Here is a 26,782-nt window from a genome sequence, read left to right as displayed (position 1 = left end):
ATCCCCTCGAACACTGATGATCAATCAGCTAGCCGACGAAGGGTAACCGCTCGACTACCTGGAGCATCCGCGCCATGCCGCTTTCCGGCCAGGACGGACCGTGCCGATCCTCGGGGGGCAGCACCGCGCCCCGGCCGGGTGGAGCTGGGCCCGGCCGGGGCGCGATGGGTGGAACAGGGCCTGCCGCTAGCCGACGTTGACGTCGATGCAGGCGTAGAAGGCGTTGACGGTGTCCGCGATGTTCCAGACCGCGAGCACCTTCTGCCGACCGGTCTTGTCACCGAAGTCGACCTGATGGGTGACGGTCGCGCCGGGCTGCGCGCCGCCGTCGTCGAACTCGGCGATCTTCTCGCCACCGACGAAGTACTGCCAGGTGCTGGTGGAGTGGCGGGCGGTGAGCTTCCACTCGAACTGCTGCGAGCGGTTCACCGGGGTGACCGCCCAGCCCTTGGAGTCGTCGTCGAGCTCGGCGAATCCGCTGTTGCCGCCGCTGCAACTGGTGAGGCCCTTGGGGCCCTCGACGCTCTGGGGTTCGTAGCTGATCGAGCCGCAGCTGACCGTGCCGGCGGCACACTGGGCCTGCCTGCTGGGCGGGTTGGAGATGTAGCCGTGGGCGTTGGCGGAGCTCGCCGGGAGGCTCAGGGCGAGGACCGGAGCCAGAACGGCACCGACGGCGAGGGCGGTCTTCCTCTTCGTGTGCATGCTTCTCCTTCACTTGAGACCGCACCGCGCGGTGGCGGGCCGTGGGGGGCCCGGCTTGGGCGGCGAGGCCTCGTGAGTGTGGGGCCTACGAGGCGCGAAGGGCCGCAAGTCCCTTGCCGGACAGGCCTGATGGCCGGTGCCGGAAAGGCCTTGCACTTGGCCTAGACCATACTCACCGTCGCGTACGCGTCAAGGGAGGGAAGCCTGAGGTGGGTGGGGCGGCGACCGGGCGCGGGCCACGACGGACGGTCACCGCGCCGGGTCGCCGGAGCCCATCAGCCCTGGTCGTCGCCGTAGCGGACGGTGACGCGCTCGAAGCCGAGGGAGCCGAGGAGCCCCTTCAGCATGTCCGCGGTGTTCTTCTCGGCCCGGGCGGTCAGCCCGCTGTCCTGCGCCGCCTCGCCGATGTGCCGGACGGCAAGCTGGTTGACCGCCTGCTCGCTGCTCGGGTTGTCGGAGAAGAGGTCGCCGAGCCGGTCCAGGAACCCGCGCTGCTTGGAGACGGCGTAGGAGCGGTCCGGGTCCAGGGCCGGCTTGCCCAGTACCGCGTGCGGCAGCCGGATCTCGGCGGTGGTGCGGTCCTCGTTGATGACGACCCCGTCCTCGGTGACCTTCCCGAGGTCGACGGAGGCGCCGACGGTGCCCGCGCCGACGAACAGGGTGCGGGTGCCGCGTACCGCGTCGGGCAGGAACTTGGCGTCCTTCTCCAGGTCGACGACGACCTGGAAGTTGCCCGAGGCCGCCTCGTACGCGCTCATGTCCTGGATCGACTTGAGGACCGCGGGGCCGGTCCGGTCGTTGGTCTCCTCGCCGAAGAGGCTGTCGAGGCCCGGCAGCAGGCTGAGCTTGCCGGCGGCGAAGATCAGGGCCAGGACGGCGGCGCAGACGCCGACGACCTTCAACAGGCCCCGCCCGGGACGGGGCGTGGGCTTCTTCCCGCTCTGCGGGGCGGTATCCGTGATTGCGTCGCTGGACGTCATGGAGTGCATGTGACCCCCAGGCGCGATTTCAACCCATCTCCGGTGCCCAATCAGCCAGTTCGGGCAGACGGTTACAGACGACGGGCTTCAGGCCTTGATCCGCCGGGACACACGTCAGGGGCGGCCGGTCAGCTCCGTGGTGTCGTCGGAGGTCGTGGTGGTGGTCACCGAGGTGGTGACGTTGCCCGCGAGGCCGAGCACCAGGAAGAGCACCACGAGCCACTTCCCGGCGCTGCTCATGACCAGCGGCCGGGTGGCGGAGCGTGCGTGTCCCGGCGCGGCGAGGTCGTCGTCGCCGAAGAGCCCCTTGGGGTAGGCCGGAGTGAGCATCATGGCGTACGCGGAGAACCGCATCCGGTAGCGCAGGGTGGCCGCGGTCGCCTCGAACAGGGGGCGCGGCATCCGGCCGAGGACCAGCGTGATGATCCACCACACGAAGGCCAGGGCCCACCAGCCGTATACGGCGAGGCTCTGCACGATCGCCGCCGGGATCATCAGGAAGATCCGGAAGAGGACCGCGAGCCGGTTGAGGGCGGTGGGCCGTACGTCGATCTGGACCGGGTAGTCCGGTGGCGGGGTCAGCGCGAAGGGCGGGTAGCGGTCGATCAGCAGCATCTGGCTCGACGACACGCGCATGTCGTACCCGAGGAACCGGGCGAGGAAGCGGAAGAGGGGGTCGGGGAGCCGCCCCAGCACCAGGGCCGCGAACCAGCCCACGATGACGGTGAAGAAGGCGGCGATGTGCAGGAAGAACAGCACGATGAAATGGGGGATCAGGATCAGCAGCCGGAAGAAGACGGTCAGCCTGCGCTGGCGGCCGGGCTCGACGATGTCGAGGGCGGGCCGGAACTCGTCGGCGTCGGTCTCCTTGCGGCCCGGGCTCCACCGGCCGTCGGCCATGTCGCTCCTCCTCGGCAGGGGGTCCGTGCGGCAGCCGCGCGCAGGACATGCCCCCACGCTGCGGCCGCACGGGACGGCCGGCAAACGGCCGCGGCCCGAACGGGTGGAGCGAGCGGAGCGCGGGCAGCACCTGTCTCTGCCCGCGCTCCTGCTCCTGGCCCTGCCTCTGCCCGCGCTCGCGCTCCTGGCCCTGCCCTGCCGGCCTCCGCCTCTGCCCCTCCCCTGCTCCCGCTGCGGTCAGCGCCTGCGGAGCCGGTCCAGCAGGGCGCGGCCGGAGCCGGCCTGTGCGGCGCCCGCGGTGGGATGGCCGCCCGCACCCCTGGCCTTCGTCAGTCGGGAGGAGCGGGGCCGCGCCCCGGCCTCGACGGGCTCCTTGGCCTTGGTCGTGCGCTGGGGAAGGATCCCGGTCCTCGTCGTCCCGGACTTCGTCTGCGCTCCGGCCTTGGCCTGTGTCTTCGCCTTGGTCGCGGAAGGCGTCGTCCTCTCCGCGGTCCTCGGCTCCGCTTCCGCCTCGGCCACCTCGCCCTTCGAAGGGTGTACGTACGCGTGGTAACTGTGGCTGATCCGGCGGCCCAGCAGGAAGTAGCCGAGCAGGGCACCCGACGTGTTGAGGATGACGTCGTCGATGTCGAAGGCGCGGCCGGTGACCAGGGCGCCCTGGATCAGTTCCACGACGACCATGGCGGCGGCGGTCAGCAGCGTCATGCTGATCATCCGCAGACGCCGCGGCACGAGGAACGGGAGCAGCAGCCCGAAGGGGACGCCCAGCAGCACATTGCCGCCGGCCTGCTTGCACGCGGCGAGGAACGTGTAGTCCTCGGCGTACTGGCGCAGCGACCGGCCCGGCCGGAGATTCGACGTGACGATGTCCGCGGAGGCCGGCGAGGGGGTGAGTGTCACCTTCGCCAGGAGGATGGAGAACGCCACCAGCCCCAGCAGCACCACGGTCAGGACGGTCACCCTCAACAGCACGCGTGCCCATGTCCCCTGTCGCGCACGGGGCTTCGTCTCTGCAGTCATGGCGGTCAGATGCCCCCGCCGGGCCGGAAAACACCCGGGTGGACGTCCGGGCGTGAAAATCGCCCGGCCGTCCGCCACCGCCTGCGACGATGGACCTCATGAGCGCACGTGAGAAGAAGGACCTGCTGGCCGAGACCGACCGGCTGCGCGAGGAGGGCCGGGCCGGGGAGGCGCGCGAGCGGCTGCTCGCCCTGACCGCCGAGTTCCCCGACGACGCGGAGGTGGCCTATCGGACCGCGTGGGTCCACGACGTCCTGGGCCTGGAGACCGAGGCGGTGGCGTACTACGAGCGCAGCCTGGCGGGGACGGGGCTGGGCGCGGAGGACCGGCGGGGGGCGCTGCTCGGTCTCGGCAGCACCTACCGGGTGCTGGGGCGGTACGGGCAGGCCGTGGAGACGCTGCGCCGGGGAATCGAGGAGTTCCCGGACGACGGGGCGCTCCAGACGTTCCTGGCGATGGCCCTGTTCAACACGGAGGAGCACCACGAGGCGATGCGGCTGCTGCTGCGGGTGGTGGCGTCGACCAGTGAGGACCGGCACGTCCAGCAGTACCGGGCGGCCATCGAGCACTACGCCAAGGACCTCCACGAGACGATGTGACCGGCGCTCCGGCCCGCCCGGGTTCTCCCGCCCGGCCGGCCGGAGCACGCGGGGCGGGTGCTGGACAGTCGCGCGCCGTATCCAGCGCGGCGCGCGGCACCGGAGTGCGTACGTACCGAGAATGCTCGCGTGCACTCCCCTCCCCCGCCCTCTTCTCCTTCTTCTCCTTCTTCCGCCGGGTCACGGGCCGACACCCCTTCCCTGCGCGGCGCGTGGGCGCTGCTGCTCCTCTCCGCGGCCTCCGGGGCGGCGGACGCGTTCGCCTTCCTCTGTGTGGGCCAGGTCTTCGCGGGGGTGATGACCGGGAACCTGGTCCTGCTGGGTGCCTCGGCGGCCGGGGCGGGCGAGGAGGGGGTGGCGCTGCGGGTGGTCACCGCCCTGGCGGCGTACGCGTGCGGGGTGGCGGCCGGGACGCTGATGGCCGGACTCCCCCTGGGTGTGACGCTGCTGGCCGAGTCCGTCCTGCTCGGGGTGGCGGCCGGGCTGTGGGGGTTCGGGCTGGTCGCGTCGTACGGTGACCGGCTCGGGCTGCTGGCCCTCGTGTCGCTGGCGATGGGCGTCCAGGGGCGGGTCCGGGTGACGCCGACGAACTACTTCACCGGGACCCTCACCTCTCTCGCCGGCCGTGCGGCGGCGCGGCGACCGGAGCCGGGGGACGGCTGGGTGCTGGGCCGGCTGGGGGCGGTGGTGGCCGGGGCGGCGCTCGCGGCGCTGACGGAGCGGTGGTGGAGCCCAGGAGCCGCGTTGGGGGCGGTGGTCCTGGTGGCGGGGGCGACGGTTCTCGAAGCCGGGCGGCGCGGGGGCCGGAGCAAGGGGAAGCCCCGGCCGGATCGGGGGAATCCAGCCGGGGCGGCTTGAGTGTGGGGGCGAAGGGCGGTCGCCTCTCGGCGAGGGGCTCCATGGGGCTTCGGCCGGGCGAACTTCCCCATGGGCTGGTGGTGAGGCCCGGGGACACTGTCCCCCTCACACCCACGTATAGATGAACGATAAACCATCTCGGACTGTTCCCGGGAACCCGCCCCCGTGGATGTGATCCACGGCACGGAATCCCCGGTTCCGCCGTCGGCCGGGGCCGACGGCGGTCAGCTCCGGGACGCCTCGTCGGTGCCGTAACGGCGCCGGAACCGCTCCACGCGGCCGGCCGTGTCGAGCACCTGACGGCCCCCGGTGTAGAACGGGTGGCTCGCCGACGAGGTCTCCACGTCGATGACGGGGTAGGTGTTGCCGTCCTCCCATGTCACGCGCGCGCCGGAGTCGGCGGTCGAACGGGTCAGGAAGGCGACGCCGCCCGCACGGTCGCGGAAGACCACAGGCCGGGAGACGGGGTGGATACGAGGCTTCATGGATGCGTTCCTTCCTCACCGACGGCGTCGGCGGTGACAGTCGCGGTTGCGGCGATGACGTGCGGGGTTCCTCCGCGCGATCCGGTCAGCGGGTCTCGCGGAAGAGGACGTGCTGCCCGGCGACGGCATCGAACTTGCGCAGTTCCAGCCGGTCGGGGGTGTTGCGGCGGTTCTTTCGGGTCACGTAGCTGCTCCCCGTTCCGGCGGTGGACCGGAGGGTCACGACGGGCCTGAGTTCGCTGCGCGCCATGGGCGCCTCCCGTGGTGCTCGACGACTCCACCCCCGTAACGGGAATGGGATTCGTTTTCGTTCTGATGGGGTAACGCGACCCACCCCGTCGGCATTCCCGGACCGGACCGCCCTTCCCCGGCAGTCCTCAGAGCCGCGTCCGACCTTCGTACGTTCCGCGCTCCACGGCCTCCGTGGCCGCCAGGAACCGAGCCGCCTCCTTGTCCCCGGCGCGCCAGGACGGGCCGACCAACCCGCTCAGCGCGACGAGCCGGAAGATCAGGGCCCGGATCAGCATCTGCCGCCAGCGGGGGTCGCCTCCGCCGCCGGTCAGGAGTGCGGGGGCGGGGTCGTACCAGAGCAGGCCGTCGCCGATGACCACGGCCTCCGCGTAGAGGGGTGGGCGCCAGTAGGGGGAGAAGTCGATGACGACGGGGTCCTGGCCGGGCGCGAAGAGCACATTGCCGGTGAGGTCGCCGTGGACGATCTGCGCCGCCGCCTCCACGGGCCGCCGCAGGGACAGCAGGCGCGCGAACGGCTCGGCCAGCTCCGGGACCACGCCGGCCTCCCCCTCACCCCAGGCGACCCGGTCGGCCACCGCCCACGGGTGCGTCCGGCGGTCGAGGAAGGCGGGGCGGGGCAGCTCGCGCAGGGCGGCGTGGAAGGCGCGGCCGGTCGCGACGACCCCGGGCCACCACCTGCTCGGACCGGGGCGGCCGTCGATGAACTCGGCAGCCGTCCAGCCCTCGACCACGGCGTCCCCGTCGGCCGACCGCAGCGGCCGCGGCACCCGGAAGCCGGCTCCCCGGGGCAGCCGCTCGAAGACGGACGCGGCCCACTCCGACTCGCCCTCGGTTCCCTCCGCCGGTTTCAGGACGACCCCGCCGACCCGCACACTGCGCCCCTGACCGCCGGTCAGCGGCTCGGGGACTCCGCGCACCTCGAAGGCGTCGAGAACGGACTGCGAGGGCAGCATGACACGCGGCTGGTCGGGCATGCGAGGCATCCTGCCGGGCGGCCCGGCCGCGCGCACGCGCATTCCCTGTCACTCCGCTGAGCCCGCTCAGCGCGTTCAGCGCGTTCAGCGCGTTCAGCGCGTTCAGCGCGTTCAGCGCGTTCAGCGCGTTCAGCGCGTTCAGCGCGTTCAGCGCGTTCAGCGCGGGGCGCCTATGCCACGGGGGCAGGCCAACACCCCACAACCGTACGCCCGTTCGGGGACTCGCCCGTTTCATGCAGCCGCTGGCATATGCCAGAAGCAACAACGCATCGAGTGTCGTCGAATCCCTTACGGGCCGCCGCAGCCTGTGCGACAGTCGAGAGCGGCCGCCCCTGAGACCCGGCCGCACCGCGCCTGTATCGGAGTACGAGATGCCGTCCCATCTGTTCGCGGACCGCCCCGCACCACAGCCCCCCGCGCACGATGCCGTCGACGCCTTGATCCACCGTGCGCGTCGACTGCGCGGAGAAGTGGAAGCCGTGGGGCGGAACACGGCGATGACCGACGAGGACAACCCCCAGGCGCGCTGGCAGCGCGCCCTGTGCGACCTGGCCGTCCAGCACCTCGACAATCTGGACCAGCAGCTCGGTCAGCTCAGGGCCGGTCCGCCGGCGCAGCGTTCGATGGACCGGGACGACCGCGCGACCGTGGACGACGCGTCGGCGGGCTCCTCGGCGAACCGGGTGGGCAGCGCCGAATGGAACCTCCTCACCGACGAGGTCAGTTGGTCGGAGGAGTTGTACGAGATCTTCGGCCGGCCTCCCGGTTCACCTCCCCTCTCCCTGGACGACCTGCCGTCCGTCCTGTTCCCCGACGACCAGCCGAAACTGACCTCCATGGTGACGGGCTGCCTGGTGGACGGGCAGCCGATGGACGGGGAGTTCCGCATCGTGCGCCCCGACGGCCAGGTGCGCACACTGCACATGACGGGCGAGCCGGTCCTCGATTCCGAGGGCTGCACCGCCTCCATGTGGGCCGTGCTCCGGGACGTCGGCGACCTGCGCCGCAGCGAGGAGACCGTCAGCCGGAACCGGGACTCGGCCCGGCGCGACGAGCACGTCGAGCACCCGCGGCAGCGGACGGCCACCGAGGTCCAGGAGACCGTCCCGCCCCCGTGGCACGGCTCGTTGCGCCTGCCGCCCCCGGGACCCGGCTCCCTGGACATCGCCGCCCACCACCTCCCCTCCGTGGCCGGCGGGCTCATGGGCGGCGACTGGTACGACGCGATGGAGCTGCCGGACGGCCGGACCCTGCTGAGCGTCGGCGATCTGTCCGGGCACGGCGACAGCGCCACCTCGGCCCTGGCCATGATGCTCGGCGCGGTGCGCGGCATGGCCGTCGCCGGTATCGAGCCGGGCGCCCTGATGGGTCACCTCGACCACCTCCTCGAAACATCGATGCGGCCCGCCCTGGGCAGCGCACTGTGCTGCCGCTTCGACCCGGCGACCGGTCTCCTCTCCTGGGCGCAGGCGGGACACCCCGCGCCCCTGCTCTTCCGCGACGGAACGGGGCGCCGACTGCCGCCCCCCGAGGGGGCGTTGCTCGGTGCCGCCTCCCACGTCGCCTACGAGCAGGACGAGGTGCGCCTGCTCCCCGGCGACGTGCTCGTCCTGCACACGGACGGCCTGACGCGGCGCGACGACCGGGGTGCGGGCCCGGAGCGGCTGCTCGCCCTCGCCCCTCGGCTCACCCGGGCCCGCGACGCGCAGGAGTGCGTGCGGGGCGTGGTCGAGGAGTTCGGCGGGGCCGAGCGCCTGGACGACGCGTGTGTGCTGGTCGCCCGGTTCGGGGCGTGAGGGAGCGCGGGACCGGTGTCCAGGACTGCCGGGCCGTCATGACGGTTGGCGGTGGGCGCGCGCGCGGCGGTTACGGCCTCCGCCGGCGGGCACGTACGGGGATCAGGCCTGCGTACCCCTGGCCTTGTGCGCGACCGGGCTCTGTGGCAACGAGAGCTCGATCTGCTCGCGGAGGTCCTGGATCTTGGCGTACCCCGCGAACTGGCCGGTGAGACGGTACATTTCGCGCAGCCGGTCCCAGGTACGGTGCGAGGAGGTCTCCCCCATCGACACCAGCGCGAGCCGGGCGTACCGGTCGGCCTGTTCGGGGTCGTTGGCGATGAAACAGGCCGAGGCGAGCGAAATGTAGTCGAAGATCTTGGAGCGCTGCCGCCCGTTGACCCGCAGATCCAGGGCCTGTTTGGCGTGACGCTGGGCGATGGACGCGGCCGCCGGATCGTGCTCGGCCAGGGTGCGGAACGCCAGGGCCTGCATGCCGTGCAGGTCGGCCTCGTCGAACAGCTGCATCCAGCTCGGCGCAGGTACGTCGCCCTTGTCCGAGACGAAGAGCTCCTCGGCCTCGCCGAGGGTGCGCCGCATGGCCTGGCCCTTGCCCATCGCCGCCTGTGCCCAGGCCTCGATGGTGCGCAGCATCGCCTGCGTACGGGGCAGGGTCTCGTCGCCCGAGCCGGATTTCGCCAGCTTCATCAGGTCGAGGGCGTCGTCGGGGCGGCCCAGGTGGACCATCTGGCGGGCGGCGCGGGAGAGCGCCTCACCGGCGCGCGGCCGGTCGCCGCCCTCCCTGGCCGCGTGGGCGGCGATGACGAAGTACTTCTGGGCGGTGGGTTCGAGGCCGACGTCGTGGGACATCCAGCCCGCGAGTACGGCGAGGTTGGCGGCGACGCCCCACAGGCGGCGCTGGAGATGGTCGGGGTGGCGGTAGGCGAGCATGCCGCCCACCTCGTTGAGCTGGCCCACGACGGCCTTGCGCTGGAGGCCGCCGCCGCGGGAGGCGTCCCAGGCGCGGAACACCTCGACCGAGTGCTCCAGGGCCTCGATCTCCTCGGAGCCCACGGGCGCGGCCTCGTACCGGTCGAGACCGGCGGGGTCGGCGTGCTGGGGATCGTTGGCGCGTGGCGCGTCGGCCGCGGAAGCGGGGCTGCTGCGCAGCCATTCGTACATGGGGCCGGCGATGGTTGAGCCGGCGGCGAGCGCGGCGCCCGCGCCCACCATGCCGCGTCGGTTGAGCATGAGGTCCATTCCCGTGAATTCGGTGAGGACCGCTGCCGTCCGTTCGGGCGCCCACGGCAGTTGGTCGGGGTCGTGTTCCTTCCCCGCGTCACGCCGTTTCCCCACACGCCCGCGCCGGCCGAACCCGAGGTCCTCGATGGTCACGACACGGCCGAGCCGCTCGGTGAACAGGGCTGCCAGCACTTCGGGCACGGGATCACGGGGGGACTCCCCCATGTCGATCCAGCGCCTGACCCGCGAGGTGTCGGTGGCCAGCTGCGGGTGGCCCATGGCCGCCGCCTGCCGGTTCACCATTCTCGCGAGTTCGCCCTTGGACCAGCCGGCCAGGCCGAACAGGTCAGAAAGGCGGGTGTTGGGTTCTCCGGTCACGTCAAGCCCCCAGGTTCTCGGCTGACTTGACACTAACCCCCTGTCAGATGCGCTGTGACTATTCGCCAGGGTTCGCCAGGGTCCGCCAGATGGTCTGCCACCCGTGACCCGGTGTCAGGTAGGAAAGCGCCACCCCGCCCGGCAGCCCTAGGTACTCCCCAGGGTGCCGAACGGCCGTCGGCCGGGTTGGCGCACGTAACTTGTCGGCGCACGAAGGGATCTGTCTCGCCCATGTACACAGCATCGTCCTCCGTGTCCGCCCCGCCCCGGCCGCTCCGTCCCATGGGGACGGGCGGCGGGCCGTATCTCGCCCCCCACGCCGGTGCGCCGGCGCAGGGTCTGGGCCGGACCCGGCGGGCGGCGGGACCGGGTGCCGGACCTCTTAGCGGACGCATCGACCTCTCCGGGCCGCAGGGCGCGCAGGTGCGGATGGCCATCGCCTCCGTGCAGCGCATCTGCCCGGAGTTCAACCCGGTCCAGGTGCTGCGGCGCAGCGGCCGTTCGGTCCTGATCGTGGGCACCACCGGGCGGGCCACCGCTGTGGCGAAGTGTTTACTGGACCACTCCCCCGCCTGGACGGAGCGGTTCCAGCACGAAATAGCGGCGTACCGCGCGTTCGTCCGGCACCGGCCCCCGGTTCGGGTGCCCCGGCTGATCGCGGCGGACCCGGAGAACTGCACGCTGGTGATCGAGCGGATGCCCGGCCGGGTGGCCGCGCTGACCCGGCACCCGGCGGAGGCGCCGCCACGGGCCGACATCCGTTCGGCGCTCGGGGCGATCGCCCGGGTGAACGCCTGGCGGCCGCCGCCCGGGCTGTTCGAGGCACCGCTGGACTACGCCTCGCGTATCTCCCGTTACCACGAGCTCGGTCTGTTCACCGACCGTGACCTGGGTGACCTGCAGAAGCTGCTGCACGGTCTGGCCCAGGCGGGCGGCCGCCAGGGCATGGGCCAGTTCTGTCACGGCGACGCGCTGCTCTCCAACATCCTGCTGTCCCCGACCGGTCCCGTGCTGGTCGACTGGGAGCACGCGGGCTGGTATCTGCCGGGCTACGACCTGGCGACCCTGTGGGCGGTGCTCGGTGACGCCCCGGTGGCGCGACGCCAGATCAGCCAGCTCGCGCAGGCCAGGGGACCGGCCGCGCGGGACGCGTTCCTGGTGAACCTGATGCTCGTCCTGACCCGGGAGATCCGTAACTACGAGACGGCCGTGCAGCGCACCATGCGTGAGGCGCCCGCCGCGGGCGCGGGCCAGGACCGGCCGGGGGTGCTCTCCTCGGGCGAGGAGCAGCGGCTGCTGCTGCGCCGGCTGCACGACGACTGCGCGATGGCGCGGCGGGCGGTGCGGGCGGCGGTCGGGACGCGCTGATCGAGCGCGTGATCCGCGCCCCCGCCGAAGAAACCACTGTGTAAAGAGAGCGCGCTGCGCGACCGGTGCCGACAAACCGGTCGCGCAGCGCGCTGTTTCGCGTTCCGCCCCGCGTGACGGGGCACTGACTCTGCGACGCGTCGGGGCCCTCCCCGGGTGAGGCGCGCCACGAGACCCACGTCACCTACGAACCGCGGTAGTGGGTGCGAGTCCTGCCCGGCGGCGCCGCGAAACACCCAATGCGAATATTCCTCTCTTTCTCCTATCAGGGGTAGTAAAAGGGGTCATTGCCACCTGTCCTGGTGGCCGCTAACCATGGATCTCGGCAAGCACCGAGACCGAGCCTGCGACGAGCGCCCCCGGCGGTCGGCAGCCGATCCCCCTCGGTCTCTGCTCACGCGGCCACCGGCCGCAGTCCCCGTCCCCAAAAGGAAGAGCTCACGCATGCCCCGCACCATCCGCATCACCCGCTCCCACAAGCTCGCCACCGCCGTGCTCGTCGCGGCCGGTTCCGTCACGGCCATCGCCGCGACCGGCGGGCAGAGCGACGCACAGCCCGCCGCGGCCAAGACCTCCATCGCCGCGGAGAAGGTCGCCGGTGTCTCCACGGCGAAGGAAGCCGCGGCCGAGAAGGCCGCCCAGGAGACCGCCGCGAAGAAGGCTGTGGCCGACGCCGCCGCGAAGAAGGCCGTGGCGGAGCGCAAGGCCGCCGCGGAGAAGGCTGTGGCCGACCGTAAGGCCGAGGCGAAGAAGGCCGCCGAGAAGGCGCGCTCCGAGAAGCAGGCCGCCAACCGCTCCACCGAGCGCAAGGCCGTCGCCGCACCCAAGCAGTACAAGAACAACCTCGACGGCTGGATACGCGAGTCGCTCGACATCATGAAGAAGAAGAACATCCCCGGCTCCTACGAGGGGCTGCACCGCAACATCATGCGCGAGTCCAGCGGCAACCCGAACGCCGTCAACGACTGGGACATCAACGCGCAGAACGGCATTCCCTCCAAGGGCCTGCTCCAGGTGATCCAGCCGACCTTCGACGCGTACCACGTGGGCGGCACCGAGAAGAAGCTCACCGACCCGGTCGCCAACATCACCGCCGCCGCCAACTACGCCGCGGACAAGTACGGCTCGATCGACAACGTCGACTCCGCGTACTGAGAAAACACCGACTCCGCGTACTGAGCATGCGTACGCTGAGACGGGTCCGCCCTCGGGGCGGACCGCCACCGAACGGGCACAGATCAGACCGCGATTATCCGACTAATCGCCCTGGTGCGTGCCCCGGTTGGCCGAAGGGTAGAGCTGGCGCGGACACCACTGGTCCGCGCGCTCGCCGCGCGGAGGCTTCGGAAAGGCCTGACGCACATGGCACAGCCCTTCTCACTGCCGGACTTCTATGTTCCGTATCCGGCGCGGCTCAACCCTCATGTCGAGGTGGCACGGACGCACACGCGTCAGTGGGCGCACGGCATGGGGATGCTGGAGGGATCCGGCATCTGGGAGGAGAAGGACCTGGAGGCGCACGACTACGCCCTGCTCTGCGCCTACACCCACCCCGACTGCTCGGCCGAGGCACTGTCCCTGGTCACCGACTGGTACGTCTGGGTCTTCTTCTTCGACGACCACTTCCTGGAGCTGTTCAAGCGCACCCCCGACCGTGAGGGCGCCAAGCGGTATCTGGACCGGCTGCCCGCCTTCATGCCGATGGAGCGCGGAGCCGCGACGCCCGAGCCGGAGAACCCCGTCGAGGCGGGCCTCGCCGATCTGTGGACGCGTACGGTCCCCGCGATGACGGACGCCTGGCGGGCCCGGTTCGCGGAGGCGACGGAGAACCTGCTCAACGAGTCGATGTGGGAGCTCTCCAACATCAACGAGGGCCGGATCGCCAACCCCGTCGAGTACATCGAGATGCGCCGCAAGGTCGGCGGCGCCCCTTGGTCGGCCGGGCTGGTGGAGTACGCGGCCGGCGCCGAGGTACCCGCCGAGGTGGCCGGCTCACGCCCGCTGCGCGTCCTGCGCGACGCCTTCTCCGACGCGGTGCACCTGCGCAACGACCTCTTCTCGTACCAGCGCGAGGTCGAGGAGGAGGGCGAGAACAGCAACGGCGTGCTCGTCCTGGAGAAGTTCCTCGGCTGCTCCACGCAGGAGGCCGCCGAGGCCGTCAACGACCTGCTGACCTCACGGCTCCAGCAGTTCGAGAACACCGCCCTCACCGAACTGGGCCCGCTCTGCGCGGAGAAGGGTTTGGACCCGACGCAGACCGCGTCCGTCCTCGCGTACGTCAAGGGGCTCCAGGACTGGCAGTCCGGAGGCCATGAGTGGCACCTGCGCTCCAGCCGGTACATGAACGGGGGCGGGGCCGGCGAGGCGGTGGCGGGCTTCGGCATGTCCGCCGCCTCGATCAGGTTCACGCCGCGTTCGGAGACGGCTAGGGCCCGCAGCCACAGCCACCTGCCGTTCCAGCACGTGGGCCCCTCCCTCATTCCCGACCTGGAGCTGCCGTTCGGGACGACGCTGAGTCCGCACCTGAGGGGTGCCCGGGACCGGCTCGTCGACTGGGCACGCCGGATGGGCATCCTGGAGGCGCAGCCGGGGGTTCCCGGCTCGCACATCTGGGACGAGGAACGGATCATCGCGATCGACCTCCCGCTGTGCGCGGCGGGCATCCATCCGGACGCCTCACCGGAGGAGCTGGACCTCTCCTCGGGATGGCTGGCCTGGGGTACGTACGGTGACGACTGGTTCCCGGTGGTGCACGGGCGGGCCAGGGACCTGGCCGGGGCCCGGGCGGCCAACGAGCGGCTCTCGCTGTTCATGCCGCTGGACGGGGAGTCCACCCCCGAGCCGGTGAACGCGCTGGAGCGGTCGCTGGGCGATCTGTGGAGCAGGACGTCGGCGCCGATGGACCCGGGCGCACGGCGCACCTTCCGGGACGCGGTCGAGTCGATGACCGAGAGCTGGCTGTGGGAGCTGGCCAACCAGGCGCAGAACCGTATCCCCGATCCGGTCGACTACGCCGAGATGCGGCGGGACACCTTCGGCTCGAACCTGACGATGAGCCTGTGCCGGCTCGCCCACGGCAGGACGGTGCCGGAGGCGATCTACCGGAGCGGTTCGATGCGGTCGCTGGAGAACGCCGCCGCCGACTACGCGTGCCTGCTGAACGACCTGTTCTCGTACCAGAAGGAGATCGAGTACGAGGGTGAGGTGCACAACGGCGTCCTGGTCGTGCAGAACTTCTTCGGGGTCGACTACCCGACCGGCGTGGCGATCGTGCACGACCTGATGAACTCGCGGCTACGGCAGTTCCTGCACGTGGCGGAGGTCGAACTTCCGGTGCTGTACGACGACTTCGGCCTGGACGCGGAGGCGCGGGAGGTGCTGGCCGGCTATGTGCTGGAGCTCAAGCACTGGCTCGCGGGCATCCTGATCTGGCACCGGGGCTGCCGCCGCTACCGCGAGGAGGACCTGCGGCGCGGGCACGGTGCTCCCTGGCACCTCGGCGGTCCCACGGGGCTCGGCACGTCGGCGGCGCAGGTGACGCGGCTGATGGCCGAGCTCGCGGGCAGCCGGGCGTAGTCCGGCACCCGCGTCAGGGGGTGCGGGCGTCACGGATCCAAGCCGGCCCCGGCCCGTCGCAAGCTTTCACGCGACGGGCCGGGCCGAATGCGTCGGGGCCCGACGACGCGCAGGGGCCGTATACGCGATAGGCCGCCCGCATATGCGGGCGGCCTATGCAGTGACGTTTCAGCCCTGCTGGAACAGCTCTGCCGGAAGGGGCTTGAGGAGGGTGTACAGGTCGTCGGTGATGGGCCGGTCCCAGCTCGCAATGGTCACGAGCACCCCGTCGCTGCGGTCGAACTGGACGCAGGCGATGCGGCTCTCCGAGAGCTTCACCCGGCGGACGATCAGCAGGTTGTCGCCCTGCATCACGGGGACGTCCTCGCTGCTCACGACCTCGATCGGCTCGTCGTTCTCCAGGGCCAGCAGCAGTTGCGCGACCTCGAAGGGAACCTGGCCGTCCTCGGTCTCGCGGGCGGGCGAACCGGCCGGGAGATTACCGATGATCATGGCCGGTCCGCGGCCGCCGTACAGGTCGTAACGGAGGAAGACGCCCTGACAGCTGCCGTCGGGGGCGGGGAGCAGACCGGCGCCGAGGTTGCCGGGCCAGTCCCCCGGGTCCATGGCCAGGACATCGAAGTCCGGGCCCGCGGGTGTTGCGGCGCTACGGCGGCGGAGGAAGGACATGCTGCCATGTTACGTGGCCCGGCTCACGTTGCGGAGCCGGGCCCGGGACGGAACACCGCTCCGCCGCATCGGCCCTCCGCCCGTCGGCGGAAAGCACGAGCGGCGCCCCCGCGCAGACTCTTCCGCGTGGAATCGGAGCAAGTTCGCCCGCGACGAGGCCCCATGCCGCATACCGTTGGATCACCGCCGTGCGCCGTCCGTAGCGGCAGCGGCGAGCAGCAGGGGAACGGCGATACGCCGAAACAGCACGGGTACGGCGATACGCCGGGAGAGAGGACAGGATGACGGTGGAGGGCACAGTGAGCGGGCTGGAAGAGCGGGTGGCGGGGCGCGCGTGGATGGTGCGCCTGGACCCGGCCGACCGGGGAGGCGCGGCGGTGCGCGTCTCGTGCGGCCGGCCGGCCTGCGCCCCCCAGGTTCTGCCCTCCGCCGCCGCCGGCCGCACGGCTGCCGTCGCGCACCTCGCGACGCACCTGCGAGCCGCCTCGGGGCCCCGGCCCGGGGCGTCCTGCGCCTGCCGGGCCGAGGAGTGCCACACGCACGTCCGGGCCGACGGCCCACGCGACCGCGCCCCGGCCCTGCGATGCGGAGGCCCGGTCGTCCTGGCGGTCATCAACGACCGGCAGGGCCGCTGGTGGCAGGCGCTGGAGTGCTGCGCACGCTGTGCGGCCGCCCACCCCTCGGCGAAGATCGTCGCCACCGCCCCGGCCGCCGCCGGACCGGCCCCCGCGGCAGGAGCGCAGGGAGCCGCGGGCCCACCGCCCGCCCCGGTCGGGCCGCACTTCTCGCATGCCTCCTCGTCACCCGCCCCGGCCGGCCCGCACTTCTCCCACGCCACCTCGCCCCCCGCCCCCGCCCCCGTGGCCGGAGCGGTCCCGGCCCCCCGCCCGAAGCCCCGGCGCAACCGCCGCACCGGGAAGATCGCGCAGCGCTTCGTGCCGTACGACCTGCACCCCGTCGCCCTGCGCGACGAGCTGATCGAGCTGGGCAACCTCTTCCGCGCCTATCAGCAGCGCCCCGAACCGGACCTGGAGCAGCTCGCCGAACTCCACTCCCGTAAGGCGAAGGCCTTCCGCACGTGGGCGGAGGTCACCGGGGAGACCGAGCTGCGGCTGGACGCGCAACGCGCCGAGCAGGCGGCCGCCGCCGCCCTCCTCCAGCACCAGCAGCGCACCGGCCAGAGCCCGGTCGGCGAGGGAGAGGTCACCAACCGGCTGCTGCCCGGACTCACGCAGTGGGAGCACGCGCGGACGGTCCTCGCCCACGTCGCCGAGCACACCCCGCTGCCCGGTCCGGAGGCCCGGCTGATGGCGGTGATGCTGACCCTGCGCTCGGCGCTCACCGGTACGGGCAACCTGGTGGGGCAGGACGTCAAGGGCTGGCCCCTGACCGATCCCGAGGAGCTGCTCGAACGGCTCGTGGACTCCGGCTGGCTGTCCTTCCCCGGCACCGCCGACGATCTGCTCGACTCCCGCCCGGAGAGCCCCACCCCGATCACCATCCCGTCTCTGGTGCCCGACGACGACGGACAGGGCCCGTTCGACTTCGGCCGGAAGACGCGTCCCAAGCTCAGCGGATGGGCCCAGCGGGTCGTCGGGGACAAGAAGCTCCGCAAGAAGAAGACCGGTGCCGCCACCCGTCTCCTCGCCCTGGCCCTGGCCGTCCGGACCACGACCGACGGCCGGCTGGGGCCCGAGGGCGAGGGCGTCGACCTGGCGGTCCTGACCTCCTGGTGCGCCGTCGAGCCCGACGAGCTGGAGCCGCTGGTGGAGCAGTTGACGGCGGCGGACTGGCTGGAGGAGGCCGCCGTCGCCGACGGCCGCCTCACGGGCCGGCTGGCCGAACGGGTGCTTCAGGTCAGTTGCCCGCTGCCGTGAACGCCGCGCACCGGACCAGGCGGGTCAGCCCGGCGGAGGCTGTGATCCGACGAGCCACATGGCGAAGAACTGCGCCCCGCCCCCGTAGGCGTGGCCGACCGCCCTCCTGGCCCCGTCGATCTGGTGCTCGCCCGCCCGTCCCCGTACCTGGAGGGCCGCCTCGGCGAAGCGGATCATGCCGGACGCGCCGATCGGGTTGGTGGACAGCACACCGCCCGAGGGGTTGACCGGGAGGTCGCCGTCGAGTTCGGTGACGCCCGCCTCGGTGAGCTTCCAGCCCTCGCCCTCACCGGCGAAGCCGAGGTTCTCCAGCCACATCGGCTCGTACCAGGAGAACGGGACGTACATCTCGACGGCGTCGATCTCCCGGCGCGGGTCGGTGATCCGGGCCTGCCGGTAGACGTCGGCGGCGCAGTCCTTGCCGGCCCGCGGTGAGACGAAGTCCTTGCCGGCGAAGAGCGTCGGTTCGCTGCGCATGGCGCCGCCGTGGACCCAGGCGGGCGGGTACGGGGCCCTGCTCGCGCCCTCGCGGTCGGTGAGGATCATCGCGCAGGCCCCGTCGGAGGAGGGGCAGGTCTCGGAGTAGCGGATCGGGTCCCAGAGCATGGGCGACGCCTGGACCTTCTCCAGGGTGATGTCCGCGTCATGGATGTGCGCGTAAGGGTTCTTGAGCGCGTTGCGGCGGTCCTTGTACGCGACGAGGGAGCCGACCGTGTCGGGGGCTCCCGTACGGCGCATGTACGCGCGCACATGCGGGGCGAAGAAGCCGCCGGCACCGGCCAGCAAGGGCTGCTGGAAGGGGACGGGCAGGGAGAGACCCCACATGGCGTTGGACTCGGACTGTTTCTCGAAGGCGAGGGTCAGGACGGTCCGGTGGACGCGGGCGGCGACGAGGCCCGCGGCGACGAGTGCGGTCGAGCCGCCGACCGAGCCCGCCGTGTGGACGCGGAGCATCGGCTTGCCGACAGCCCCCAGCGCGTCGGCGAGATACAGCTCCGGCATCATGACGCCCTCGAAGAAGTCGGGGGCCTTGCCGATGACGACGGCGTCGATGTCGCTCCAGGTCAGCTCGGCGTCCTCCAGGGCGCGGAGAGCCGCCTCGCGGACCAGTCCGGCGATCGAGACGTCGTGCCGGGCGGCGACGTGTTTGGTCTGGCCGATGCCGACGACGGCGACGGGCTCCTTAGGCATGCGCGCTCTCCCCTTCCAGGACGGCGACCAGGTTCTGTTGCAGGCAGGGCCCGGAAGTGGCGTGGGCGAGGGCCCGGTCGGACTCGCCTCGGTGGATGCGGGCGGCGGCCTCGCCGAGCCGGATCAGGCCCGCGGCCATGATCGGGTTGGCGGCGAGCGCGCCTCCGGACGGGTTGATCCGGGTGTCGTCGCCGAGGCCGAGGGCCTTGCGCAGGACGACCTCCTGCGAGGTGAAGGGGGCGTGCAACTCGGCGGTGTCGACGGGCCGTTCGAAGGCTCCGGCGTGCTGGGCGGCGAGCCGGGTGGAGGGTGAGTCGGTCAGGTCGCGGACGCCCAGGCTGTGGGCCTCGATGCGGTGGTCGATGCCGCGGATCCAGGCGGGCCGGGCGAACAGGGCGCGGGCGGTGTCCCCGGCGGCGAGGATCACGGCAGCGGCGCCGTCGCCGATGGGCGGGCAGTCCCCGGTGCGCAGCGGCCGCACGAGGTGGTCACCTGCGGGGACGTCGCCGGTGAGCTGGGCGTACGGGTTGGTGATGGCGTCGGTGCGGCTGCGGGCGGCGATGGCGGCGAGGGCCGGCTCGTCGGTGTCGCCCGCGTCGATGAGGGCCTGGGCCTGGAGGGCGGCGAGTGCGACGGAGTCGGGCCAGAGGGGGGCCAGGTAGTACGGGTCGAGCTGGCGGGTGAGGACGTCGCGGACCTCGCCGGGCGAGGACTTGCCGTACGAGTAGACGAGGGCGGTGTCCGCCTCACCGGTCATGATCTTCACCCAGGCCTCGTACAGCGCCCAGGCCCCGTCCATCTCGACGTGCGACTCGGAGATGGGCGGGTGGGCGCCGACGCCGTCGAGGGCCATGGTGAAGGAGAAGGCACGTCCGGCGAGGTAGTCGGCGGAGCCGGAGCAGGTGAACCCGATCTCGTTCGCCTTGAGGCCGGTCGCCCCGAGGACCTCGTGGAGGACGGGCATCAGCAGGTCGACCTCGGAGAGTTCGTCGGTGCGCCGCCGGTGCGCGGTCTGGGCGAAGGCGACGATCGCCACGTCTCGCATCTACACCAGCTCCTTGTACGTGTCGTAGTCGGCGTCGGGCTCGCCGGTGGGCCGGTAGTGGTCGGGGTGGCGGGCGCCTTCCGCCCAGACGGGCTCGACGCGCAGGCCCATGCGGACCTCGTCGTACGGGATGCCCGCGATGCGGCCGTGGAGGGCGAGGTCGGCGCCGTCGAGGGCGATGTGCGCGTAGACGTACGGGACTTCGATGTCGAGATTCTTCGCCTTGATGTTGACGATGCAGAACGTGGTGACGGTCCCGCGCGGGCCGACCTCGACCTGTTCGGCGGTGGCGATGCCGCAGGTGGGGCAGGCTCCGCGCGGCGGTACGTAGACCTTGCGGCAGGCGGGGCAGCGTTCGCCGACGGTGCGGTGGCCTTCGAGGGCCTTGAGGTAGGCGCTCTGGGCGCGGCCGGGGGTGTGGGTGTAGTCGAGGCGGGCGGGGGCGACGATGCCGGTGACGGGGTCGGCGAACTCCCCTTCGTGGGGAGCGGGTTCGTCCGGCCCTGCCTCACCGTCGTACCCTGCCTCATCGTCGTACGGCTCGAAGCAGGCGATGTCGGTGATGGCGCCGGTACGGGTCGCGGCCCAGCGGATCCGGACCCGCATCCCGGTGTGCACGGCGTCGGGTCCGGGGGCGTCCAGGGCGTGCAGGAGCGCGGTGGCGGCGCCGTCGAGGCGGACGAGGACCCAGGCGAACGGGGTTCCCAGCGGCTGGTTGCGGCGCGGGGACGGGTTCCAGGCCCAGGTGGTGACGGTGCCGGCGGCGGCGACCTCGACGAGTTCTCGGAGCTCGTTCGCGGTGACGGGGTCGTACTCGACGGGTGGCACGAGGACCGTGCCGTCGTCCGTGCGGACGCCGAGGACGGTGCGTTCGCGGAGTCCGGTGAGGAAGGCGCTCTGGACGGGGCCGAGAGATCGGGTGAAGGGAAATTCGACCACCAGCGGGGCGCTGAGGATGTCGGTCATGGCTCTCTCCGTAGGCTGAGGGCTCAGGCGCGCCGGTAGACGGGCGGGCGCTTCTCGGCGAAGGCGCGGGCGCCCTCCTTGGCGTCCTCGGTGGCGAACACGGGCCAGCCGCGCTTGAGTTCGGCGGCCAGCGCCTCGCTCTCGGTCAGTTCGGCACCCTCGTAGACCGAGGCCTTGACCGCCTCGACGGCGAGGGGCCCACAGGCGTTGATCCGCTCGGCGACGGCGAGGGCCTCCGTCAGGGCGGTGCCGTCGGGCACGACGCGGCCGATGAGCCCGATGGCGGCCGCCTCGTCGGCGGTGTACGGGCGGCCGGTGAGGAGCATTTCGAGGGCGTGGGTGCGGGGGATCTGGCGGGGCAGCCGGACGGTGGAGCCGCCGATCGGGAAGAGGCCGCGCCGAACCTCGAACAGCCCGAAGGTGGCGCCCGCCCCGGCGATGCGGATGTCCGTTCCCTGGAGGATCTCGGTGCCGCCGGCGACACAGGGCCCTTCCACGGCGGCGATCACCGGTTTGCGCGGCCGGTGGTGGCGCAGCATCGCCTTCCAGTGCAGGTCCGGGTCGGCGATCATCCGCTCCCGGTACTCCTCACCCTCCATCCCGCCGCCCGCGAGCGCCTTGAGGTCCATGCCGGAGCAGAACGCGCCGCCCGCGCCGGTCAGGACGACCGAGCGGACCTCGTCGTCGGCGTCGGCCGCGAGCCATCCGTCGTACAGGCCGACGAGCATCGGCAGCGACAGCGCGTTCCTGGCCTGCGGCCTGTTCAAGGTGAGCACCAGCGTGGCACCTCGGCGCTCCACGGTGAGGTGCTCCGTACCGAGGTGTTCCGTACTGACGTGTTCCGTACCGACGTCTTCCGTACCGCCCATGACGCACTCCCGTCTGCAGACCTGGAACAGGTTGCAGTAGGCGGGGTCGCAGTTCAATAGTTTTCTGACAGCTCGTCAGATTCTTTCGCCGCCGCCCCTTCCCACTTGTGCCGACCGGCGCTCTAATGACGGCCGAGTCACCAGTCATCCGGGGTCAGGAGGAACGGTGGAGTACAACCTTGCCGACCTGTTCGAGTCGGTCGTCGACGTGGTCCCCGACCGCGAGGCGCTCCTGTACGTGGACCATCCCGGTACGGGCGCCGAACGGCGCCTCACGTACGCCGGACTCGACGCCGCCGCCAACCGCATCGCCCACCACCTCATCGGTGCGGGCCTCCGCCCGGGCGAACATCTGGGACTGCACCTCTACAACGGCATCGAGTACCTCCAGACGGTACTGGGAGCGCTGAAGGCGCGCCTGGTGCCGGTGAACGTCAACTACCGCTACGTGGAGGAGGAGCTGGTCTACCTCTACCGGGACGCGGACCTGGCGGCGCTGGTCTTCGACGGCGAGTTCGACGAGCGGGTCGCGGCGGCGTCGGCACAGGCCCCGGCCCTGCGCCACCTGGTCCGGGTGGGGTCCGCAGCCACGCCCCCGGGCCTGGAGGCCGTCCCCTTCACCGAGGCCGAGGCGTCCGGCTCGCCCCTGCGCGGCTTCGAACCGCGTTCCGCCGACGACCAGTTCATCATCTACACCGGCGGCACGACCGGGATGCCGAAGGGGGTGATGTGGCGTCAGGAGGACCTGTTCTTCTCCGGCCTGGGCGGCGGCGCGCCGACCGGCGAACCGGTGAAGAGCCCGCAGGAGCTGGCCGAGCGGGTGGCGGCGGGCGGCGACGGCATCACCTTCTTCCCCACTCCCCCGCTGATGCACGGCACCTCCACCCTGACCGCGTTCATCGGGTTCAACTTCGGTCAACGGGTGCTCGTTCACCGCAAGTTCGCCCCCGAGGAGGTTCTACGGACGATCGAGAAGGAGAAGGTCACCAGCGTGTCGCTGGTGGGTGACGCGATGCTGCGTCCGCTGATCGACGCCCTCAACGGGCCGCTGCGCGGGACGGACTGTTCGTCACTGTTCTCCGTCTCCAGCTCCGGGGCGATCATGTCGGATTCGGTGCGGGCGGAGTTCCAGGCGCTCGTGCCGACCGTGATGCTGCTCAACAACTTCGGCTCGTCCGAGTCCGGCTTCAACGGCACGGCCACCGCCGACGCGGGCCCCGAGCGCGGCTTCCGGGTCCAGGTCAACGCCCGTACGGCGGTGGTCGATCCGGCGACGTACGAGCCGGTGGTCCCCGGCGAGGTGGGCCGCATCGCCCAGCGTGGCCATGTGCCGCTCGGCTACTACAACGACCCGGCCAAGACCGCCGACACCTTCTTCCGCAAGGGCGATGAGCGGTGGGTGCTGCTGGGCGACATGGCGACCGTCGACGCGGAGGGCATCGTCACCGTGCTCGGCCGGGGCTCGCAGTGCATCAACACCGGTGGGGAGAAGGTCTATCCGGAGGAGGTGGAGCAGGCGCTCAAGTCCCACCCGGACGTGTACGACGCGCTCGTCGCGGGCGTCCCCGACGAGCGCTGGGGCAGCAGGGTCGCGGCCGTCATCGAACTGCGGGAGGGAGCAGCGGCGTTGGACCTCGACGCGGTGCAGGCCCACTGCCGGACCCGGCTCGCCGGGTACAAGATCCCGCGCGCCCTGGTCCTCACCGACCGGATCCAGCGCTCACCGAGCGGCAAGGCGGACTACCGGTGGGCGAAGGCGGTGGCGGCGAAGGGGGCCGGGGGCTGATCCGGACACTCCCTAGGTGCCGCGGTCCGGCCCGTGCCTTCCGGGGCGAGCGGGCGGCCTGCCCGGCAGTGCCGCAGGCTCGGCAGGGGCGGCGGCGCGGGAGCCCGCGGGGGTGGGCCGGGCGCTGTCGGGCCGGGGCCGGCGGCAGGTGTTGTCCCGGGTCGCCGTGTCGTCGCCGTACAGGTCGCTGACCCAGGTGGACTGGTACACCGTGTCGAGGTAGCGCTCGCCCAGGTCCGGGGCGATGGCGACCGAGGTCAGCCCGGGGCGGCCGTGCCGCTCCAGCCAGGCCGTGGCGCCGCTGACCACCGTGCCGGTCGAGCCGCCGAAGAGGAAGCCCCGGGAGGCCAGCCGGTGGCAGGTACCGATGGTGTCCGCCTCCTCGACGAGCACGGCCTCGTCGACATAGGAGTCGTCCAGCAGGGGCGGCCGCACGCTCATGCCGAGGCCCGGGATCATCCGGCGGGCCGGGGCACCGCCGAAGCTCACCGAACCCACGCTGTCCACGGCGACGATCCGCACCGGGCGGTGCCACCCGCGGAAATAGCGGGCGCACCCCATGAGGGTGCCCGTGGTGCCCGCCCCGATGAACAGGACGTCCAGGCCGGGGAAGGACCCGGCGATGGCGGGGGCCGTGGTGCGGTAGTGCGCCCGCCAGTTGGCCGGGTTGGTGTACTGGCTCAACCACACGCAGCGGTCGTCGGTGGCGCAGAGGTCACGGACGTAGTCGAGGCGGGCGCCGAGGAAGCCGCCGTTGGACTCCCGGCCTGCCACCAGGTGCACCTGGCTGCCCAGCGCCTCCATCATGAGCCGGGTCGCCAGGTTGCACCGGGCGTCCGTGACACAGATGAACCGGTAGCCCTTGCTCGCCGCGATCATGCTGAGCGCCACTCCGAGATTGCCCGACGAGGACTCGACCAGCACGGAGTGCGGAGTCAGCACGCCCTCCCGTTCGGCGGCGGCCACCATCTCGGCTGCCGCCTTCAGCTTGATCGAACCGGCGAAGTTGAACCCTTCGCACTTGAGGAAGAGCGCCCGTCCGAGCATCGGCCGGAGATCGACGTACAGGTCCTCCTCGTTGAAGGCCTGGGGAACGGATATGACAGGCACGATGCCCTCCTTGGGTGGGAACGGTCCGACCGCGGTGAGCCGTGGGGCGCGCGGGCTCACCCGTACCGGCGCAGTTCGTGGAAGAAGCCGTCGACGGTGCGCAGCTCTCCGGAGCGGGCCACCTCGTCGTACACGTACATGCCGACGGCGAGGTCGAGCACGCCGAGGCCGAAGGGCGAGAAGACCGCCGTCCGGTCGGCGGGAACGGTGACCCGGCCCGCCATCACGTCGTCCAGCGTGCCGTGCACGAAGTCCCGGTTGCCGGTGAGCTGCTCGGTGAGGTGCGGTGAGGTGGCGGCGCGCAGGCAGTGGCCGACGTCGTCGACGATGTTGGTCGCGGTCAGCAGGATCTGCGGGGCCAGATCGCGCAGGGACACGTGGAGCACCAGCGGATGGTGGGCGAACCACGAGGGGTCGAGGACGTGGGGTTCCGCGGCGACGGTGGCGAAGACCACGAGATCGCTGCGCCGGATCAGCTCCTCGGCGGTGTCGTGGACGGTCACGCGCCCGGTGGCGCCCGCCTGTTCGAGGTAGAGGCGGAATCCGGCGGAGCTGCTCGGGGACAGGTCGTGCACGCCGATGTCCTCGAAGGACCAGCCGGTCCCCTCCAGGAACGTGTGGATGTAGCGGGCGATGAGCCCGGCACCGAAGAACCCTACGCGGAGCGGCCGCGGACGCTCCCGGCTGAGCCGGTCGGCCGCCGCCGCCGCGGACGCGGCCGTTCTGGTCGCGCTGATGATGGAGCTTTCGAGGCAGGCGAAGGGGTAGCCGGTGGCGTGGTCGTTGAGGATCAGCACGGCGGAGGCGCGGGGGATGCTCGCCGCCACGTTCTCCGGGAAACTGGAGATCCACTTCACCCCGTCCACCTGGACGTCCCCGCCGAGCGAGGCGGGCAGCGCGATGATCCGGCTGGAGGGGCGGTCGGGGAACCGGAGGAAGGACGACGGGGGGTTGACCGACGCCCCGGCCCCGTGGAGCCGGTAGGCGTTCTCGATCACGGCCACGATGTCCTTCTCGCGGCCCCGCAGAGCGTTCTGGACCTGTTCCCCGGTGATGACCGCGAACGGGGGCACGACGGGCTCCCGGAGCGTGCCGGCTCCGGCCGGGACGGGCGCGGTGGTACGGGCGGGGGTCATGACGGGGTCCCCTCGATGACGGTGGACCGCCCGGCGGTACGCACGGGAGCCGCGGGGGCGACGACGACGTCGCGCGGCCCTTCGTACGGCTCCCGGCTGTGGGCGGAGCGGATGTTGTCGACGATCAGGAGATCGCCGCTCTCCCAGGGGCTGCGGACGGTGTGGGCCTCGTACACGTCGTTGATCAGCCGGACCACGTCCTCGGTGAGCGGTTCGCCGTTGCCGTAGCGGGTGTTGAAGGGAAGCCCCTCGCTCCCGTACTCCTCGACCAGGTACTCCCGGATCTCGGGGGCGAGCGTCCACTCGTTGAGGAAGGCGATCTGGTTGAACCAGCAGCGTCGTCCGTCGGCAGGGTGGCGGGTCACGGCGTCGCGGAGCTGCGTGGTGCGCAGTTCGCCGTCGGGCGACCAGCGGAACCGGATGGCGTGGGCGTCGCAGTACGCCTCGATCGCGGCACGGTCCCCGGTGCCGAACGCCTCGGCGGGTCCGGCTCCGATCTCCCCGTTGAAGCTGCGGGTGAGGAGCCATCCCTCGCGCGCGAAGCGGTCCGTGAGGGCGGCGGGCAGGGCGTCCAGGACGGCCCCGGCATCGGCCACCGCGGTGGCCCCGCCCCGGTCCGGTGCGGTGAGGCACGCGAACAGCATCAGGCCCGGGAACTCCGGGGCGTAGCTCTGCTCGTGGTGCATGCACATCGGCTGGTTCGGCGGCCAGGGGGTGGCGGAGAGGACACCGTCGCCGTACGCGTGCCGGGCGGCGAAGGTCTCGCGCTCGGGCGTCGGTGCGACGCCCAGGGCGTCGCGGACCGCCGCAGTGCCGGACGCGTCGTGGAGCCCCAGCCCGCGCACCAGGACGGAGCCGTGCTCGGTGACCGCGGCGCGCAGGGCGTGGCGGTGGTCGGTGACCCAGCCGGGGGCGTCGCCGCCGGCGTCGGCGGGCAGCAGGGGCGGTCGGCCGGGGAGCTGCTCCAGGTCGGGCAGCGGGGCGGTGCACGTGGACGGCATGGTGTTCTCCTTCCGGAGGACGG

Annotated in this window: 24 protein-coding genes; 8 read left to right on the top strand and 16 right to left on the bottom strand. The window is 71.9% G+C overall.

Annotated elements, in window-relative coordinates; all coding sequences use genetic code 11:
* Nucleotides 1-186: 186 nt before the first annotated feature.
* The 4 genes from ACFWRT_RS22440 to ACFWRT_RS22425 form a co-directional block, all read right to left on the bottom strand.
* On the bottom strand, nucleotides 187-702 hold the full coding sequence (locus ACFWRT_RS22440) for a lytic polysaccharide monooxygenase auxiliary activity family 9 protein (protein ID WP_380953769.1): 516 nt from the start codon (nucleotides 700-702) through the stop codon (nucleotides 187-189).
* Between the two features lie 275 nt (nucleotides 703-977).
* The gene (locus ACFWRT_RS22435) at nucleotides 978-1,682 is read right to left on the bottom strand and encodes a DUF4230 domain-containing protein (protein ID WP_380953768.1); all 705 of its coding nucleotides are present in this window, start codon (nucleotides 1,680-1,682) and stop codon (nucleotides 978-980) included.
* A 114-nt stretch (nucleotides 1,683-1,796) separates the two neighbouring features.
* Nucleotides 1,797-2,582, bottom strand: a complete 786-nt coding sequence (locus ACFWRT_RS22430; RefSeq protein WP_380953767.1) for a DUF4389 domain-containing protein — start codon at nucleotides 2,580-2,582, stop codon at nucleotides 1,797-1,799.
* Between the two features lie 237 nt (nucleotides 2,583-2,819).
* The gene (locus tag ACFWRT_RS22425; protein ID WP_380953766.1) at nucleotides 2,820-3,554 is read right to left on the bottom strand and encodes a VanZ family protein; all 735 of its coding nucleotides are present in this window, start codon (nucleotides 3,552-3,554) and stop codon (nucleotides 2,820-2,822) included.
* A 146-nt stretch (nucleotides 3,555-3,700) separates the two neighbouring features.
* Here ACFWRT_RS22425 and ACFWRT_RS22420 point away from each other — a divergent pair, with 146 nt between their 5' ends.
* Together ACFWRT_RS22420 and ACFWRT_RS22415 are read left to right on the top strand one after the other, a co-directional pair.
* Nucleotides 3,701-4,201 (top strand): tetratricopeptide repeat protein, encoded by a 501-nt coding sequence (locus tag ACFWRT_RS22420; protein ID WP_380953765.1) that lies wholly within the window; start codon nucleotides 3,701-3,703, stop codon nucleotides 4,199-4,201.
* A 222-nt stretch (nucleotides 4,202-4,423) separates the two neighbouring features.
* Complete coding sequence (locus ACFWRT_RS22415) at nucleotides 4,424-5,059, top strand: DUF1275 family protein (protein WP_380953828.1); 636 nt, start codon at nucleotides 4,424-4,426, stop codon at nucleotides 5,057-5,059.
* A gap of 224 nt (nucleotides 5,060-5,283) precedes the next feature.
* Here ACFWRT_RS22415 and ACFWRT_RS22410 read toward each other — a convergent pair whose 3' ends face one another.
* The 3 genes from ACFWRT_RS22410 to ACFWRT_RS22400 form a co-directional block, all read right to left on the bottom strand.
* On the bottom strand, nucleotides 5,284-5,544 hold the full coding sequence (locus tag ACFWRT_RS22410; protein WP_380953764.1) for a type B 50S ribosomal protein L31: 261 nt from the start codon (nucleotides 5,542-5,544) through the stop codon (nucleotides 5,284-5,286).
* Nucleotides 5,545-5,629: 85 nt separating this feature from the next.
* Nucleotides 5,630-5,794, bottom strand: coding sequence for a 50S ribosomal protein L33 (rpmG, locus tag ACFWRT_RS22405; protein WP_380953763.1), 165 nt, complete (start codon nucleotides 5,792-5,794; stop codon nucleotides 5,630-5,632).
* A gap of 127 nt (nucleotides 5,795-5,921) precedes the next feature.
* The gene (locus ACFWRT_RS22400) at nucleotides 5,922-6,770 is read right to left on the bottom strand and encodes a phosphotransferase (protein WP_380953762.1); all 849 of its coding nucleotides are present in this window, start codon (nucleotides 6,768-6,770) and stop codon (nucleotides 5,922-5,924) included.
* A gap of 371 nt (nucleotides 6,771-7,141) precedes the next feature.
* Between ACFWRT_RS22400 and ACFWRT_RS22395 the strand changes: the two genes are divergently transcribed.
* The gene (locus ACFWRT_RS22395; RefSeq protein WP_380953761.1) at nucleotides 7,142-8,566 is read left to right on the top strand and encodes a PP2C family protein-serine/threonine phosphatase; all 1,425 of its coding nucleotides are present in this window, start codon (nucleotides 7,142-7,144) and stop codon (nucleotides 8,564-8,566) included.
* Nucleotides 8,567-8,668: 102 nt separating this feature from the next.
* Here ACFWRT_RS22395 and ACFWRT_RS22390 read toward each other — a convergent pair whose 3' ends face one another.
* Nucleotides 8,669-10,165, bottom strand: a complete 1,497-nt coding sequence (locus ACFWRT_RS22390; RefSeq protein ID WP_380953760.1) for a DNA-binding protein NsdB — start codon at nucleotides 10,163-10,165, stop codon at nucleotides 8,669-8,671.
* A gap of 231 nt (nucleotides 10,166-10,396) precedes the next feature.
* Here ACFWRT_RS22390 and ACFWRT_RS22385 point away from each other — a divergent pair, with 231 nt between their 5' ends.
* From ACFWRT_RS22385 to ACFWRT_RS22375, 3 genes are all read left to right on the top strand, one after another.
* Nucleotides 10,397-11,533, top strand: coding sequence for an aminoglycoside phosphotransferase family protein (locus ACFWRT_RS22385; protein ID WP_380953759.1), 1,137 nt, complete (start codon nucleotides 10,397-10,399; stop codon nucleotides 11,531-11,533).
* A gap of 444 nt (nucleotides 11,534-11,977) precedes the next feature.
* The gene (locus ACFWRT_RS22380) at nucleotides 11,978-12,688 is read left to right on the top strand and encodes a transglycosylase SLT domain-containing protein (protein WP_380949362.1); all 711 of its coding nucleotides are present in this window, start codon (nucleotides 11,978-11,980) and stop codon (nucleotides 12,686-12,688) included.
* Nucleotides 12,689-12,895: 207 nt separating this feature from the next.
* The gene (locus ACFWRT_RS22375; protein ID WP_380949361.1) at nucleotides 12,896-15,109 is read left to right on the top strand and encodes a terpene synthase family protein; all 2,214 of its coding nucleotides are present in this window, start codon (nucleotides 12,896-12,898) and stop codon (nucleotides 15,107-15,109) included.
* 168 nt (nucleotides 15,110-15,277) lie between these two features.
* Here the strand turns inward: ACFWRT_RS22375 and ACFWRT_RS22370 are convergent, their stop codons facing one another.
* A complete protein-coding gene (locus ACFWRT_RS22370) occupies nucleotides 15,278-15,778 on the bottom strand; it encodes a hypothetical protein (protein ID WP_026242033.1) in 501 nt (166 codons plus the stop codon).
* 281 nt (nucleotides 15,779-16,059) lie between these two features.
* Here ACFWRT_RS22370 and ACFWRT_RS22365 point away from each other — a divergent pair, with 281 nt between their 5' ends.
* Complete coding sequence (locus ACFWRT_RS22365) at nucleotides 16,060-17,655, top strand: hypothetical protein (protein ID WP_380949360.1); 1,596 nt, start codon at nucleotides 16,060-16,062, stop codon at nucleotides 17,653-17,655.
* 24 nt (nucleotides 17,656-17,679) lie between these two features.
* Here the strand turns inward: ACFWRT_RS22365 and ACFWRT_RS22360 are convergent, their stop codons facing one another.
* The 4 genes from ACFWRT_RS22360 to ACFWRT_RS22345 are packed head-to-tail and all read right to left on the bottom strand — an operon-like array spanning nucleotide 17,680 to nucleotide 21,726.
* The gene (locus ACFWRT_RS22360; protein WP_380949359.1) at nucleotides 17,680-18,846 is read right to left on the bottom strand and encodes a thiolase domain-containing protein; all 1,167 of its coding nucleotides are present in this window, start codon (nucleotides 18,844-18,846) and stop codon (nucleotides 17,680-17,682) included.
* Nucleotides 18,839-19,891 (bottom strand): thiolase domain-containing protein, encoded by a 1,053-nt coding sequence (locus tag ACFWRT_RS22355; RefSeq protein ID WP_380949358.1) that lies wholly within the window; start codon nucleotides 19,889-19,891, stop codon nucleotides 18,839-18,841. The genes ACFWRT_RS22360 and ACFWRT_RS22355 overlap by 8 nt, the downstream gene beginning before the upstream one ends.
* Nucleotides 19,892-20,857, bottom strand: coding sequence for a Zn-ribbon domain-containing OB-fold protein (locus ACFWRT_RS22350; RefSeq protein WP_380949357.1), 966 nt, complete (start codon nucleotides 20,855-20,857; stop codon nucleotides 19,892-19,894).
* A gap of 23 nt (nucleotides 20,858-20,880) precedes the next feature.
* Nucleotides 20,881-21,726: a crotonase/enoyl-CoA hydratase family protein gene (locus ACFWRT_RS22345; RefSeq protein ID WP_380949356.1), complete on the bottom strand. Its 846-nt coding sequence runs from the start codon at nucleotides 21,724-21,726 to the stop codon at nucleotides 20,881-20,883.
* A gap of 166 nt (nucleotides 21,727-21,892) precedes the next feature.
* Between ACFWRT_RS22345 and ACFWRT_RS22340 the strand changes: the two genes are divergently transcribed.
* Entirely contained in the window at nucleotides 21,893-23,512 is a 1,620-nt protein-coding gene (locus ACFWRT_RS22340) for an acyl-CoA synthetase (protein ID WP_380949355.1), read from the top strand.
* A gap of 12 nt (nucleotides 23,513-23,524) precedes the next feature.
* On the opposite strand, the gene sbnA is transcribed toward ACFWRT_RS22340, so the two are convergent.
* From sbnA to ACFWRT_RS22325, 3 genes are read right to left on the bottom strand one after another with little or no spacing between them, the layout of a single operon-like run.
* A complete protein-coding gene (sbnA, locus tag ACFWRT_RS22335; protein WP_380949354.1) occupies nucleotides 23,525-24,622 on the bottom strand; it encodes a 2,3-diaminopropionate biosynthesis protein SbnA in 1,098 nt (365 codons plus the stop codon).
* A gap of 56 nt (nucleotides 24,623-24,678) precedes the next feature.
* Nucleotides 24,679-25,758 carry a 2,3-diaminopropionate biosynthesis protein SbnB gene (gene sbnB / locus ACFWRT_RS22330; RefSeq protein ID WP_380949353.1) on the bottom strand — a complete coding sequence of 360 codons (1,080 nt, stop codon included), beginning with the start codon at nucleotides 25,756-25,758 and terminating at the stop codon, nucleotides 24,679-24,681.
* On the bottom strand, nucleotides 25,755-26,759 hold the full coding sequence (locus ACFWRT_RS22325) for a TauD/TfdA family dioxygenase (RefSeq protein ID WP_380949352.1): 1,005 nt from the start codon (nucleotides 26,757-26,759) through the stop codon (nucleotides 25,755-25,757). The genes sbnB and ACFWRT_RS22325 overlap by 4 nt, the downstream gene beginning before the upstream one ends.
* Nucleotides 26,760-26,782: the final 23 nt, after the last annotated feature.

The organism is Streptomyces cyaneofuscatus (assembly GCF_042718795.1).
Classification (GTDB): Bacteria; Actinomycetota; Actinomycetes; order Streptomycetales; family Streptomycetaceae; genus Streptomyces; species Streptomyces cyaneofuscatus_A.
The sequence above is the reverse complement of the archived record's forward strand: the minus strand, read 5'-3'. Positions and strand labels throughout refer to the sequence as shown.